This window comes from Variovorax sp. 160MFSha2.1, assembly GCF_048305075.1.
Taxonomy (GTDB): Bacteria; Pseudomonadota; Gammaproteobacteria; order Burkholderiales; family Burkholderiaceae_C; genus Variovorax; species Variovorax guangxiensis.
In genome coordinates, this window is the sequence record NZ_CP157624.1 from 39059 (window position 1) to 53562 (window position 14504).

Sequence of the window (14504 nt, forward strand, 5' to 3'; positions counted from 1 at the left end):
GGGCGACGCCGTTGCGCGGGAACAGCAGCCGCACGAGCCCCGCACCACACCCCGCATCACGCCCCGCATCACGCCCCTCATGCTGCCGCTGGTGCGGCTGGAGCAGGCGCAGATCGACCGCATCGTGGCCGCCACGCCGGGCGGCGCGGGCAACGTGCAGGACATCTATCCGCTCGCGCCGCTGCAGGAGGGCATCCTGTTCCATCACCTGCTGCAGCAGCAGGGCGACGCCTACCTGACCCGGCTGCTGATGGCCTTCGACAGCCGCGAGCTGCTGGACGGCTTCGTCGCCGCGATGGACGAAACCATCGCGCGCCACGACGTGCTGCGCACCGCGGTGCAATGGGATGGCTTGCCCGAGCCGGTGCAGGTGGTGTGGCGGCGTGCCCGGCTGGAAATCGAAATGCTGGAAGCCGGTGACGGCGGCAGCGAGAGCGATGTGCAGGCGCGGCTGCAGGCCCATGCCGACCCGGCGCGCTGCCGCCTCGACGTGCGGCGCGCGCCGATGATGCGCGGCTTCGCGGCGTTCGACGCACCTCGCGGACGCTGGCTGCTGCAGATGCTGCATCACCACCTCGCGATGGACCACGTCACGCTGGAGCTGCTGGCGCAGGAAGTCGGCCTGGTGATGCAGGGCCGCCGCGCGGAACTGCCGCCGCCCGTGCCTTTCCGAAACTTCGTCGCGCAGGCGCGGCTGGGCGCACGCGAGGCGGAGCACGAGCAGTTCTTCCGCGCGATGCTGGGCGACGTGGAGCAGCCGACCGCGCCCTTCGACCTGCTCGACGTGCAGGGCAACGGCAGCGACGCGGTGCAGGCGAGGCTTCGGCTGGAACCCGCGCTGTGCGCGGACCTGCGCCGCGTGGCGCGGGCGCGCGGCACCAGCGCAGCCAGCGTGTTCCACCTGGCCTGGGCGCAGCTGCTCGCGCGATGCAGCGGCAACGGCGGCGGCGACGTGGTGTTCGGCACCGTGCTGCTGGGCCGCCTGCAGGGCGGCGCGGGTGCCGACCGCGCCATGGGCATGTTCATCAACACGCTGCCGCTGCGCGTGCGGCTGGAGGGGCGCGGCGCGGGCGAGGCGCTGGACGAAACTGCCGCGGCTCTTGCCGAACTGCTGCGCCACGAGCACGCATCGCTGACGCTCGCGCAGCGCTGCAGCGGCCTGCCCGCGAACACGCCGCTGTTCTCGGCGCTGCTGAACTACCGCCACAGCCGCGAACAAGCGGCGCAAGGCGAGCAGGGCATCGCCGGCATCCATCACCTGGAAAGCCGCGACCGCACCAACTACCCCTTCGTGCTGCACGTGGACGACCATGGCGAGGGCTTTTCCATCACCGCCGAGATCGTCGAGCGCGTGGACGCCGCGCGCATCGCCGGCTGGATGCGCGAAACCCTCGGCAACCTGGTGCGCGCGCTCGACCGGGCACCCGACACGCCGATGCACCGCATCGAGACCCTGCCGCCGGCCGAGCTCGAACAGGTGCTGCGCGGCTTCAACGGCACACGCCGCGACCACGCTGCCGAAGGCGAACTGGTGCACGCGCTGTTCGAGCGCCGGGCCGACGGCGATCCGTCCACACCGGCGCTGGAATCCGCCGCCGGGCGGCTGACCTATGGCGAGCTCGAAGCGCGGGCGAACCAGCTGGCCCGGCATCTGCGCACGCTGGGCGTGGTGCCCGACCAGCGCGTGGCGATCTGCCTGGACGGCGGCGCGGCGGCGGCGGCGATCGCCATCGTGGCCACGCTCAAGGCCGGCGGCGCCTACGTGCCGCTGGACCCCACGCTGCCCGACGGGCGCCTGGCGCACATGCTCGCCGACTGCGCGCCGCGCGTGCTGCTCACGCAGCAGCGGCTGTTGCACCGCCTCGCCGCTGCGCCGGCCTGCGAACGCGTGCTGCTCGACGACATCGCCGGGGCGCCATGGGCGCAGGCCGCCGCGCCGCGTCCCGACGCGCATGCGATGGGCCTGCGCGGCGACCACCTGGCGTATGTGATCTACACCTCCGGCTCCACCGGCGTGCCCAAGGGCGTGGCGATGCCGCACCGTGCGCTGGCCAACCTGCTGGCCTGGCAGCGCGAGCAGCTGCCGGACGCGGCGCGCACCCTGCAGTTCGCGGCGCCGGGCTTCGACGTCGCGTTCCAGGAAATCTTCTCGACGCTGGCCACGGGCGGCACGCTGGTGCCGGTGCCCGAGGAGCTGCGCCGCGACCTGCCCGCGCTGGCCGGCTGGCTGGCCGGGCAGGGGATCGAGCGGCTCTTTTTGCCCTGCATCGCGCTCCATGCGCTGGGCGAGCTGTGGTCGCAGCAGGGGGAAGCGCTGCCGCCGGCGCTGCGCGACCTGATCGTCGCGGGCGAGCAGCTGCGCATCACGCCGGCGATACGGCGGCTGTTCGACGGCGGCGGCGCGGCGCGGCTGCACAACCACTACGGCCCGACCGAGAGCCACGTGGTCACGACCCACACGCTGGCGGGCCCGGCCCGGGACTGGGACGACCTGCCGCCCATCGGCACGCCGGTCGACAACTGCCGGCTGTACCTGCTCGACGCGCTGGGCCGGCCGGTGCCGCGCGGCGTGGCAGGCGAAATCCACATCGCCGGCGCGCAGGTGGCGCGCGGCTACCTGAACCAGCCCGCGCCTGGCGCCGAGCGCTTCCTGCGCGATCCGTTCCCGGACGCCGAAGGCGCGCGCATGTACCGCAGCGGCGACCTGGGCCGCTGGCGCGAGGACGGCACGATCGAATACCTCGGGCGCAACGACTTCCAGCTCAAGATCCGCGGCCACCGCGTCGAGCCGGGCGAGATCGAGGCGCGCCTGGGCGAGCTGCCCGGCGTGCGCGAGGCGGCCGTGGTCGCGCGCGAGGATGTGCCCGGCGAGAAACGCCTGGTCGCCTACATCGTCGTCGCGGACGGCGCGCCGACCGAAGACCCCCTCGATCCCATCGACCCCGCCGAACTGCGCCGGCAACTTGCCGCGCGCCTGCCCGAGCACATGCTGCCCGGCGCCTTCGTGCCACTCGCCGCCCTGCCGCTCACTCCCAACGGCAAGCTCGACCGCAAGGCGCTGCCGGCGCCGGAGAGCCTGGCCTTCGCCCACCGCAGCTACGAGGCGACGACGGGCGAGATCGAGGACACCCTGGCGCGCATCTGGTGCGAGCTGCTCGGCATGGAGCGCGTGGGGCGTGACGACGACTTCTTCGAGCTCGGCGGCCATTCGCTGCTCGCCGTGCGGCTGGTCTCGCAGCTGCGCGAGCGGCTCGGGGTGGAGCTGCCGCTGCCGGTGCTCTTCACCCACCCGCGGCTCGCCGACCTGGCGCGGGAGGTGGCCGAGGCAAGCCAGAACACGCTGGGCGCGATCGCGCGCGCCGACCGCTCGGCGCCGCTGCCGATGTCCTTCGCGCAGCAGCGGCTGTGGTTCATCGCGCGGGTCGATCCCGAGGCCAGCAAGGCCTATCACGTGCCCGACGCGGTGCGGCTGCGCGGCCCGCTGGACAGGGCGGCGCTGCAGGCCGCCTTCGACCGCATCGTCGAGCGCCACGAGGTGCTGCGCACCCGCTTCGTGGGCATGGCGGGCGAGGCGCGGCAGGTCATCGACGCGCCGCGCGGCTTCGCGCTTCTGCATGAAGACCGGCGCGGCATCGACGACGAGGCGCTGGAACGCATCGTGCGAGAGGAGGCGCTGCGGCCCTTCGACCTGGCGCTGGGCCCGCTGATCCGCGGCCGGCTGCTCGCGCTCGGCCCCGACGACCATGCGCTGCTGGTGACCATGCACCACATAGTGTCCGACGGCTGGTCTGGCGGGGTGCTGGCGAAGGAGTTCTCGGCCCTGTACGGCGCCTTCCGTGAAGGCCGCCCCGATCCGCTGCCGCCGCTGGCCATCCAGTACGCCGATTTCGGCATGTGGCAGCGCCAGTGGTTGCAGGGGCCGCTGCTGCAACAGCAGCTGCAGCAATGGGTGCGGCAGCTGCGCGGCGCGCCGGCGTTGCTCGACCTGCCGACCGACCGGCCGCGCCCGCCGGTGCAGGACTACCGCGGCGCCAACATCGCGGTCGAGCTCGACGCGGCGCTCGGCCAGGGCCTGCGCGCGCTGGGCCAGCGCCACGGCACCACGCTCTACATGACGCTGCTCGCGGCATGGGCTGTGGTGCTGGGCAGGCTCGCCGGGCAGGAGCAGGTGGTGATCGGCAGTTCGCACGCCGGGCGCAACCGGGTGGAGGTGGAACCGCTGATCGGCTTCTTCGTCAACACGCAGGCGCTGAAGATCGACATCTCGGGCGGCCCGAGCGTGGGCGCGCTGCTGGGGCAGGCGCGGCAGACGGCGGTGCAGGCGCAGAGCCTGCAGGACGTGCCCTTCGAGCGGCTGGTGGAGGCGCTGAACCCGCCGCGCTCGCTGGCCCATCACCCGGTGTTCCAGGTGATGCTGTCGTGGCACAACACGCCCGGGGCCGCGCTCGACCTGCCCGGCCTGCAGGCGCAGAGCCTGGGCGGCGGCGCCGACAGCGCGCAGTTCGAGCTGTCGCTGGAGCTGCGCGAGAACGGCGAAGGCATCGCCGGCCAGCTCAACTACGCCAGCGCGCTGTTCGACGAGGCCACGGTGTGGCGCCACTGGCGCTGCCTGGAGGCGGTGCTGCGCGCCATGGTCGCCGACGACGGCCAGCCGGTCGACCGCATCGACCTGCTGGATGCCGACGAGCGCGCGGCGATCGTGGAAGGCTTCAACGAAAGCCATGCCGCGGCGGCCGAACCGGTGCTGGTGCATGCGCTCATCGAGCAGCAGGCGGCGCGCCAGCCCGACGCGCAGGCGATCGAATACGCGGGCGAAAGCCTGGGTTATGGCGAGCTCAACGCGCGCGCCAACCGGCTCGCCCACCATCTGCGCGCGCTCGGCGTGAAGCCCGACGACCGCGTGGCGATCTGCGCCGAACGCAGCCCCGAACTGGTGGTGGCGATGCTGGCCACGCTCAAGGCCGGCGGCGCGTACGTGCCGCTCGACCCGGTGCATCCGGACGAGCGCCTCGCGCAGATGCTGGAAGACAGCGGCGCGGCCGTGCTGCTGACGCAGCGGCGCCTCGACGCACGGCTGCAGGCGCCGCAACGATGCGCGCGCGTGCTGCTCGATGCCGAACTGCCCAAGTGGGCCTCGGCGCCGTCCGCCAACCCGGACCCGGCCGCAGTCGGCCTCACGCCCTCGCACCTGGCCTATGTGATCTACACCTCCGGCTCGACCGGCGAGCCCAAGGGCGTGATGGTGGAGCACCGCAACGTGGCCTTCTTCCTGCGGGCGATGGAGGCCTGCGCGCACGGCACGGCGCCCGATTGCCGGCGCGTGGCGTGGAACTCCTCCTTCGGTTTCGACATGGCGGTGAAGGCATGGGGCCAGCTGGCTTTCGGCCGCAGCGTGTTCCTGCTGCCCGAAACGGACCGGCTCGGCGCGCACGAGCTGCTCGGCTTTCTCGAAACCCATCGCATCGAGGCGATGGAGTGCACGCCCTCGCACCTGCGGCTGCTGCAGGGCGCGGGCCTCCTGCAAGGCCGCGCACCGAGTCTGCGAAAGCTGCTGCTCGGCGGCGAGGCGATCGACGCGGCCACCTGGGGCACGCTGGCCGCGGTCGAAGGGCGGCTTTTCTTCAACATGTACGGGCCCACCGAGTGCAGCGTGGACGCGAGCTGCGGCGTGATCGACGGGCGCCGCCCGCACATCGGGCAGGTGATGCCGGGCGCGCGCATCTACGTGCTCGACGCGGCGGGGCAGCCGGTGCCGGTGGGCGTGGCCGGAGAGATCCACATCGGCGGCGCCGGTGTCGCGCGCGGCTACCTGGGCCGGCCCGAGCTCACGGCCCAGCGATTCCTGCGCGACCCCTTCGTTGCCGAAGATGCGCCGGCGCGCATGTACCGCACCGGCGACCTCGGCCGCTGGCGCGATGACGGCACGCTCGAATACCTGGGCCGCAACGACCAGCAGATCAAGCTGCGCGGCTTCCGCATCGAGCCCGGCGAGATCGAGGCGCGGCTGACCCGGCTGCCGGGCGTGCGCGATGCGGCGGTGGTCGCGCGCGAGGACGTTCCCGGCGACAGGCGGCTTGTCGCGTATGTGGTGGCCGGTGCGGAAGCGCCCGATCCGGCACTGCTGCGCGCGGGCCTCGCCGCGCAGCTGCCCGAATACATGCTGCCCTCGGCCTTCGTGACGCTCGACGCGCTGCCGCTCACGCCCAACGGCAAACTCGACCGCAAGGCGCTGCCCGCGCCCGACGCGCAGGGCCTGGCGCTGGGCCGCTACGAGCCGCCGCAGGGCGAGGCGGAGCGCGCCATCGCCGCGCTGTGGTCGGAGTTGCTCGGCATCGAGCGCATCGGCCGCCACGACAACTTCTTCGACCTGGGCGGCTATTCGCTGATGGTGTTCCAGGTCATCGAGGGGCTGAAGCGCAAGGGCTACGAGGTGGCGCTGCAGGACGTGCTGCTGGCGCAGCAGCTCAGCGCGCTGGCGGCGCTGATCGGCCAGCCGCGCGAGGGCGTGGCGGACGGGAACGCGGGTGCGAACGCGCAGTGGGTGACCATCCGCAAGGGCGGCGGCACACGGCGCGCGCTGGTGTTCGTGCACGAACCCAGCGGCGAGGTGCTGTCGTACGAGCGGCTGGCGCGGCATGTCGATCCGGAGATCGGCCTCTACGGCATTCGCGCCGACCGCGCGGCGGTGCATGGCGAAAGCCGCTACGAGGACCTGGCCGCCGGCTACGCGCGCCTGATCCGCGAGGCGTTGCCGCAGGGGCCCTACCGGCTCGCGGGCTGGTCGGCCGGCGGCGTGCTGGCCTTCGAGGTCGCACGGCAGCTGATCGCGGCGGGCGGGCAGGTCGAGTTTCTCGGCCTCATCGACAGCTGGCACCGTGGCGAGGGCGAGCGCGGTGTGTCCGAGCTGGGTGAGCAGGACCGCAAGCTGCTGCTGGTGGCCTTCGCCGAGTACTACGGACGCAAGCTGGAGGCGAGCGAGATCGAGCGCATCCTCGCCGCCGACGGGCTGCCCGCCGCGATCGCGCTGGCGCGCGCCGAGGGGTGGCTGAAGAAGGACATGAGCCCGGCGGAGTTCGACGCGCGCGCGGGGCTGTGGTTCGATCTGCGCGCGGCGGCGCACCGCTATCACGCGCGGCCGCTGGAGGTCGATGCGCACCTGTTCTCGGCACTCCCCGGGGACGCTGGCGATCCGGCCAACGGCTGGAGCGCGGTGCTGGGCAACCGGCTGCAGGTGCATCACGTCGGCGGCGACCACTGGAGCATCATGATGGACGCCGGGCATGCGGCGCGCGTCGGCGGGGCGATCGATTCGCTCCTCGCGCGGCTCGATGGCGCTCAGGCGAAGCCGGCCATGGCCAGCCGCCAGCCGGCGCCCGGCGCGGTGGTGACCATCAGGAGCGGCAGCGGCGCACAGGCACGCAAGGTGTTCTGCCTGCCGGGTGCAGGGGCCAACGCGACCACCTTCCTCGACTTCGCGTCGCGCAGCCCGGGCGACGCAAGCTTCATCGGCCTGGAGGCGCCCGCGCTGCTGGGTCGCGAGGGCGAGCCGCCGACGCTGCAGGAGGCGGCGCGGCGGCATGTGGATGCGATACGCGCGCTGCAACCGCAGGGGCCCTATCACCTGATCGGCCATTCCTTCGGCGGCTGGGTGGCGCTGGAGGCGGCGCGGCAACTCGCCGGAGCCGGTGCGACGGTCGCGCCGGTGGTGCTGGTCGACACCGATGCGCCGCGCGCCGAAGGCTTCGGCGACCGCGCCCACGCGCTGCGCGAGTACCTGGCGCTGATCCGGCTGCAGGGCGGAAAGGAGCACGGGCTCGACGCCGGCACGCTGGCCGCGCTGCCGGCCGGCGAGCAGACGGCATCGGTCTTCGAGGCCATGCGGCGCGCCCGCCTGCTGCCGCCCAGCGCGCGGCGCGCGGACTTCGCGCCGGTGCTGGAGATGTTCTGCCGCCAGTGCGCGATCGGCTACCGACCCGAGGGCGAGTTCACCGGCCTGGCGTTGCTGCTGCGCGCGGTTTCAGGCGACGGGACGGAGGCCGTCGGCCTCGATGCCTGGCGCCGCCACGAGCCCCGGCTGCGCAGCTTCGATGTGCCCGGCAGCGATCACCTGTCGATCCTTCGGCCGCCGCACGTCGATCGCGTGATCGGCATCGTCGGGCGCCATTGGTACCTGGGGCAGCGGCCATGAGCGGGGTGGCGATGACCGCAACGGACCCGGGCGAGGGCGAGGGTGAGGACTTCGGCGACGGTTTTCCGCATCGCATCCACGCCGATGCGGAACTGGCCGGCGGCAGCGCGGCCGACGCGCAAGGCTGGTTCCGCGAGGCGATGCCGCGGCTGGAGCCGGTGCTGCTGCGCGCCGGCGCGCTGCTGTTTCGCGGCTTTCCGCTGCGCGAGGCGGCGGACTTCCGGCGCGCGGTCGCGGCGATGGCGCCGCTGCAGCTGCGCGACTACGCGGGCGGCACCTCGCCGCGCAGCAAGGTGGACGAGGGCGTCTACACCTCGACCGAGTACCCGAGGCAGCTGGAGATCCCGCTGCACAACGAGATGTCGTACAGCCTGCGCTGGCCGGGGCGCCTGTATTTCTTCTGCGCGACCGCGCCGCAGGCGGGCGGCGAGACGCCGCTGGCCGACTCGCGGCGCGTGCTGCAGGCGATGCCGGCTTCCATCGTCGAGGAGTTCGAGCGCCGCGGGCTGATGTACGTGCGCAACCTCGCGCCGGCGCACGCGCCCTACAACGCCTGGAGCAAGGCCTTCGAGACCGCCGACCGCGGGCAGGTCGAGGCGCATTGCCGCGAGATGGACATCGGCTGCGAATGGCAGCCCGGCGGCGGCCTGCGCATCCACGAGCGGCGGCCGGCCACGCGCGTGCATCCGCTGAGCGGCGAGCGCGTCTGGTTCAACCAGGCGCACCTGTTCCACGCCTCCAACACGCCGATGGGCGCCAGGGTCGATGCGCGCATCGAGGCCGGGCTGCCGATGGCGGCGTACTACGGCGACGGCGGGCGCATCGACAACGACACGCTGGCCGGCGTGCGCGAGGTGCTGCGCGCGCAGCGCCGCAGCTTCGCCTGGCGCCAGGGCGACCTGCTGGTGGTGGACAACCTCCTCGCCGCGCACGGGCGGCTGCCCTTCGAGGGGCCGCGCCGCATCCTGGTGGCCATGGCCTGACGAGATCGACGAACCCAAGGTGTGAAACAACCCATGCAGATCACTTCCCCTTCCCACGAGCCGCTCGCGCCCTGGATCCGTCGGCACCGCGAGCGCATCGACGAGGCCCTGTGGAGCGACGGCCACGTGCTGTTCCGAGGCTTCGACGTCGGCGGCCTCGCCGGCTTCGAGGACTGCGCGGGCTCGGCCTGCGACGCGCTCTACCGCCACTACGGCGACCTGCCGCTGGCCAGCGCGGGCGACAACGTCTATTTCGCCACGCCGTATCCGAAGCACCTGGAGATCCGCTTCCACAACGAGGCCTCGCACACGCGCAGCTGGCCTTCGCGCCAGCTGTTCTTCTGCCTGGAGCCGGCCTCCGAGGGCGGCGAGTGGACGCTCTCGGACGGGCGCCAGGTGATCGAGCGGCTGCCGGCGCAGATGCTCGAGCGCTTCCGCGAGCTGGGCCTGATGTACCGGCGCCGCTTCATCCGCGGGCTGGACACTTCCTGGCAGCAGTTCTTCAAGGTCGAAAGCCTGGGCGAGCTGCGCGAGAAGATCGGCGCCAGCGGGCACGGGATCGACGCGATCTCCGAGAACGACCTCACCGTGTCGTACCGCACCCATGCGGTGCTGCGGATTCCCGAGCGCGACACCGAGGCGTGGTTCAACCAGATCCTGCTGCACCACCCCGACGCGCTGCCGGCCGAGGTCGATGCGATGCTGGGCAGGCACTTCCGCCGCGACCAGTTTCCGCGCACCGTGTTCTTCGGCGACGGCAGCCCCATTCCGGCCGAATGGGTGCGCACCATCGACCGGGTGCTGGTGGAGTGCTCGGTCCGCATACCCACCGAGGCCCACGACGTGCTGCTGGTCAACAACCTGCTGATGGCACACGGGCGGCTGCCCTACAGCGGCAACCGCCAGGTGCGCGTGGCGCTGGGCGACATGCGCGAGGTGGCCGCGTGATCCGCCGCCAGCACGTCGCCGCCGACTTCTTCCCGGAGGCCGAGGCGATGCGCGCGGCCTACGACGAGAAGGTGGGCAACGCCTACCGGCAGGCCATCGAGTGGCAGTACTTCTGCGACCCGCGCATGTACACCTACCTGCGCACGGCGCCGCAGCAGGTGTTTGCGCAGCCGCTGTGGCGGCGCTTCGACCGGCACCTGCGGCAGTGGTGCATGGAGCACGCCGGCCTGGTGCCGACGGGCGAGCCCAACCTGCACCTGATGGTCAATGGCTGCACGCTGGGCCTGCACAGCGACTTCCAGAACGGCACGCTGGGCTTCGTCTACTCGCTCACGCGGTGGGAGTCGCGCAAGTTCGCCGGCGGCGAGACGCTGCTGATGCGCGACGGCGTGCCCAGCTACAGGAAGCACCACGTGCAGGGCGAGGTGCTGTACGAACTGGTGCCGGCGCGGTTCAACCAGCTGCTGCTGTTCGACGACCGCATCGTCCACGGCACGCCGATCATCCAGGGCAGCATGGACCCGCTGGAAGGGCGCATCGCGCTGGTGGGGCACCTGCGCGCCGCCTCGCCGGTGGTGACCGCGGGGCCGCTGGACGAGGCGGCCGCGCGCGAGGTGATCGCCGGATTCCATCGCTCGCTCGCGCAGCCGCTGAAACCGTTCAAGGAAGTACAGGGCGTGACGAGCCTGCGCCTCGCGGTGGCGGCGGACGGCCGGGTGGAGTCGGTGGAGGTACTGACCGACAACTTCGTCACCGCGCAAAGCGGCTACGAGGCGGACGACGATGTCGCGGCGGCGCGCGCGCTGGTGCTCGACGCGGCGGCGAAGCTGCGCTTTCCGGGCGCGGGCGGGCCGTCGAAGCTCATCGCGCCGGTGCTGCTGCCGCTGCCGGATTTGCGGCCGGTGGAGATCGTCGTTGCGCATGCCGGTCAGGCGGCGGTGCTGCGCGAGGCGCTCAAGGCGCAGCTGAAGGAGGGCGAGGCGCTGGGCTTCCGGGTCGAGGTGCAGGGCGACAGCTTCGCGGTGCGCGAGCCGCTGGCGGGCACGATCCGCATCGAGAGCCATCGCATCGTCGCCTTCTTCGACGCGCCGATGTGGGTGCCCTCGCAGCGCGAGCATTTCCAGGCCGCGCTGGCCGAGAAGCTGGGCATGCTGGCCAGGTACGCGGGCTGAGGGAGCCCAGGCCGTGTCGGTGCTCGATGGCGCGATCGTGCTGGTCGCGGTCGGTCTTGCGTTGGCCGCCGCGGCGACGAGGCGGGTGGGCGCGCGCGTGGTCTCCGGCGTGTCGGCGATGCTTCTGGCCGCCTGTGCCTTCCAGCTCTGGCGCGAGGGCTTCTACTGGCAGTTCCTTCCCGTCTATTCGTTGCTGGCGGGACTGCTGGCGCTGGGCTGGAGGCGCGGCCGGCCAGCACCATCACCACTGCCGCCGCGCGCGCTCGCCTGGCTCGGCCGTGGCGGCGTGGCGGGTCTGGCCCTGGCGGCGCTGCTGGCGTGGAGCTTCCTGCCTGTGCCGGAGCTGCCCGCGCCGCACGGCCCTTACGCGGTCGGAACCCAGGTGTTCCGCTGGGTCGACAGCGAGCGCGCCGAGGACGCGACCGCCGGCCCGGACGACCGGCGCAGCGTGGTGGTGCAGGCCTGGTATCCGGCGGCAGCCGGGGAGGGCGCCGCGGGGCCGTCGCGCTACATCGACGGCCTCGAAAGGCTGCCGGACTTCGTCTCGCTGATACCCGGACTGGTGATGCGGCGCTACGACCGCATCGACACCCACGCGCGCCTCGACGCGCCGGTGGCGGCGCAGCGGGAGCGCTGGCCGGTGGTGCTGTTCTCGCCGGGGTACGGTGCCTCGCGCGCTTTCTATTCCGGCCTTCTTGCCGACCTGGCCAGCCGCGGCTTCGTGGTGCTCGCGCTGGACCATTCCTACGAGGCGCCGGTGGTGGAGCTGGCCGACGGCCGGCTCGCGACGCCGGTCGTGCGCTTCCTGCCCGACGACCCCGACCGCCTGCGCTACATGGGCGCCAGGCAGGCTGTGCGGGCGGCGGACCTTCGCTTCGTGGCCGGCCGCGTCGGTGAGCCCGGGGCCTTCGGCCCGCGCCTGTCGCAGCGGCTCGATCCGCGGCGCATCGCGGCGATCGGCCATTCCTTCGGTGGCGCCAGCGCGGTGGAGGCGGCGATGGAGGACGCGCGCATCCGTGCCGTCGCCAACATCGACGGCACGCTGTACGGCCACGCGGCCACCGGCGCGCTGCCGGTGCCCTTCCTCCTGCTGGAGAGCGACCACCGCGAGACGCGGCATTCGCGGCACTACCTGGACGGCAATCTCGCCCTGGTGCGGCATGCGCGGGCAGGCGGCTACCGCTACCAGATCGCCGAGGCGAACCACTATGGCTTCACCGACGTGCCGCTGTATCTTTCGGCGCCGGCGCGCCTCGCTGCCGCAGTGCTGATCGGCGGGTCGCGCGGCCCCGCGCGGACGCAGGCGGCCGCCAACGACGTGCTGGCTGCTTTTCTGGCGGGGCTGTCGATGGATGCGCCCGGCGATGGCGTCGCCGCCGCGGCGGCGCGGCATGCCGGGGTGAGCGGGGGACCGGTGGGCATGCGTGCCGGCGGCCCCTGAATGTCACTTCACGTCGGTGCCGTGGCCCGTGGCGTTGCGGGGACAGCCGAGGTTGAACTGCTTCTCGAGCGTGTGCTGCAGCTGCCGAGTCAGCTTCGAGATGCCGCCGGTGCCGCTGGCGGCGCGGCCGATCAGCGCGCCACCCGCCGCGCCCGCCGCGAGGCGCGCCACGAGCGAGCGGCTGCGGCCCGCGGCGAGCAGCAGCAGCACGCCCACGCCCAGCACCACCAGGTGCTCGCCGGGGTAGTCCTCGCGCTGCGCGTCCACTCGCCTGAATTCGTTGATCGTCGATTCCCAAGACATGGCTGAAAGCTCCTTCGTTGCGGTTTGCAGCCGTCGTTCTTAGCCCGCCCGAACGTGCACCGCTGTAGGCGTTCGCCATGCACTGTTGCCGAACGCACTCCCGGATGCGCTCGATGGAGCGGATCAGGGTTTCCGCGAGGTTTGTGAGCAGAAGTAGCGCGGGGCCACGTCACACGGCCGTCATCAGCTATGAAAACAATAGCATTCAGTTCCGATCCGCAGATCGTTCCTCGTAAACGCTATATCTAGCCCGACTCTTGCTAAGCAAAATCCCCGACGGATTTCACGTCACGCAAGTTCGAGGACCACACAGCAATGAACCCTAAGCGTCTCCGCCGGCCCCTGGCCGCGCTGGTATTGGGCGGCACAGCAGCATTCCTCGGGGCCGTGAGCATGGCCCATGCGTTCACCAACCCGCCCATCCAGGTGGCGCAGGGCATCGAATACATGTGCGGCGGCGCCGCCAGGGACGAGGCCGCGTTCATGGAAATGGTCTCGCCGCGCTGGGCCGCGACCATCGAGCTGGGCATCAGCGACGGCAAGGGCGCGCTGAAACCCGGCTTCCCGGCCAAGGCCGCGGTGGAAATCCACCAGAAATACACCGGCCAGACGGTGATGAGCGTGGAATCGCAAAGCCCCTACATGCTCGCGCGCCTGAATCCGGGCGCCTACGACGTGAACGTGACGCTCGGCGGCCTGACGCTGACGCAGACGCTGGTGGTGATCGCTGGCGTGCCGGCGCGCGCTTCCTTCGTGTGGCCGTCGAACTTCGACATGGCCTCGGTGATGCCGCCGCAGACGCAGACGCTCGCGCAGTCGTCCGCCACGGCGCGCTGAGCCAGCGAGCGCCCGCCCGCCGCCGCGGGCATCCACAGGTCAGACTTTCCTAAGCCGCGCACAGCACAGTGGCGGCGTGGCTTATCGCCACGACGACCAAGGAAAGAAAGGACTCTGACCATGACCCCCCGTTTTCCATCCTCGCTGCGCGCAATGCGGCCGCTGGCGGCCGCGATGTTCTGCGGCGCCGTCCTGCTCGGCGCCGTGACGTCGGCCCAGGCCACGGTGAACCCGCCTATCTACATGTCGCACGGCGTCGAATACATGAGCGGCGGCATCGGCAGCGACGAGGCCCAGCTGATGGAGACGGTGTCGCCGCGCTGGCCCGCCACCTTCGAATTCGCGATCAAGGACCACAAGGGCGCGGACTTCGCGGCCAACGTGCACGTGACAGTGCGCGACGGCAGCGGCACCGCGCTGCTCGACAACGTGGTGTCGGGCGGCCCCTTCATGGTGGCGCGGCTGGACCCGGGCAACTACACGGTCGAGGCGCGCATCGGCAGCCAGGTGCTCAAGCAGGAGCTGCGCGTGCCGCAGGGCGCGCCGGCCAAGGCGACCTTCGTCTGGCCGGCCGGCACCGACATGGCCTCGGCCGGCACGCGCACGGTGCAGTAGCGCCACGCAAGTGAGCG

General features: G+C 72.2%; 7 protein-coding genes and 1 pseudogene. 7 read left to right on the forward strand and 1 reads right to left on the reverse strand.

From position 1 onward, the window contains the following. Positions 1 to 64: 64 nt before the first annotated feature. The 5 genes and pseudogenes from ABL838_RS00085 to ABL838_RS00105 all read left to right on the forward strand — a co-directional run. Positions 65 to 8095, forward strand: a pseudogene (locus tag ABL838_RS00085) (amino acid adenylation domain-containing protein); the annotation flags it as partial. Positions 8096 to 8199: 104 nt separating this feature from the next. Next, a complete protein-coding gene (locus ABL838_RS00090; protein ID WP_418123535.1) occupies positions 8200 to 9171 on the forward strand; it encodes a TauD/TfdA family dioxygenase in 972 nt (323 codons plus the stop codon). A 33-nt stretch (positions 9172 to 9204) separates the two neighbouring features. Beyond that, on the forward strand, positions 9205 to 10119 hold the full coding sequence (locus ABL838_RS00095; RefSeq protein WP_418123536.1) for a TauD/TfdA family dioxygenase: 915 nt from the start codon (positions 9205 to 9207) through the stop codon (positions 10117 to 10119). Beyond that, a complete protein-coding gene (locus ABL838_RS00100; RefSeq protein WP_418123538.1) occupies positions 10116 to 11291 on the forward strand; it encodes a hypothetical protein in 1176 nt (391 codons plus the stop codon). Before ABL838_RS00095 ends, ABL838_RS00100 begins: the two co-directional genes overlap by 4 nt. 13 nt (positions 11292 to 11304) lie before the next feature. Beyond that, on the forward strand, positions 11305 to 12732 hold the full coding sequence (locus tag ABL838_RS00105; RefSeq protein ID WP_418123539.1) for an alpha/beta hydrolase family protein: 1428 nt from the start codon (positions 11305 to 11307) through the stop codon (positions 12730 to 12732). 3 nt (positions 12733 to 12735) lie between these two features. Here the strand turns inward: ABL838_RS00105 and ABL838_RS00110 are convergent, their stop codons facing one another. After that, positions 12736 to 13035 carry a hypothetical protein gene (locus tag ABL838_RS00110; RefSeq protein ID WP_184639107.1) on the reverse strand — a complete coding sequence of 100 codons (300 nt, stop codon included), beginning with the start codon at positions 13033 to 13035 and terminating at the stop codon, positions 12736 to 12738. A gap of 315 nt (positions 13036 to 13350) precedes the next feature. On the opposite strand from ABL838_RS00110, the gene ABL838_RS00115 reads away from it, so the two are divergent. Both ABL838_RS00115 and ABL838_RS00120 read left to right on the forward strand, forming a co-directional pair. Further along, entirely contained in the window at positions 13351 to 13872 is a 522-nt protein-coding gene (locus ABL838_RS00115) for a hypothetical protein (protein ID WP_418123541.1), read from the forward strand. 120 nt (positions 13873 to 13992) lie between these two features. Continuing rightward, positions 13993 to 14487: a hypothetical protein gene (locus ABL838_RS00120; RefSeq protein WP_126020800.1), complete on the forward strand. Its 495-nt coding sequence runs from the start codon at positions 13993 to 13995 to the stop codon at positions 14485 to 14487. The last annotated feature ends 17 nt before the right edge of the window (positions 14488 to 14504 follow it).

Excerpts from the sequence above, each read along its gene's own strand:
- ABL838_RS00095 (WP_418123536.1), top strand. The coding sequence starts at position 9,205 with ATGCAGATCACTTCCCCTTCCCACGAGCCGCTCGCGCCCTGGATCCGT.
- ABL838_RS00115 (WP_418123541.1), top strand. The coding sequence starts at position 13,351 with ATGAACCCTAAGCGTCTCCGCCGGCCCCTGGCCGCGCTGGTATTGGGC.
- ABL838_RS00110 (WP_184639107.1), bottom strand. The coding sequence starts at position 13,035 with ATGTCTTGGGAATCGACGATCAACGAATTCAGGCGAGTGGACGCGCAG.
- ABL838_RS00120 (WP_126020800.1), top strand. The coding sequence starts at position 13,993 with ATGACCCCCCGTTTTCCATCCTCGCTGCGCGCAATGCGGCCGCTGGCG.
- ABL838_RS00090 (WP_418123535.1), top strand. The coding sequence starts at position 8,200 with ATGACCGCAACGGACCCGGGCGAGGGCGAGGGTGAGGACTTCGGCGAC.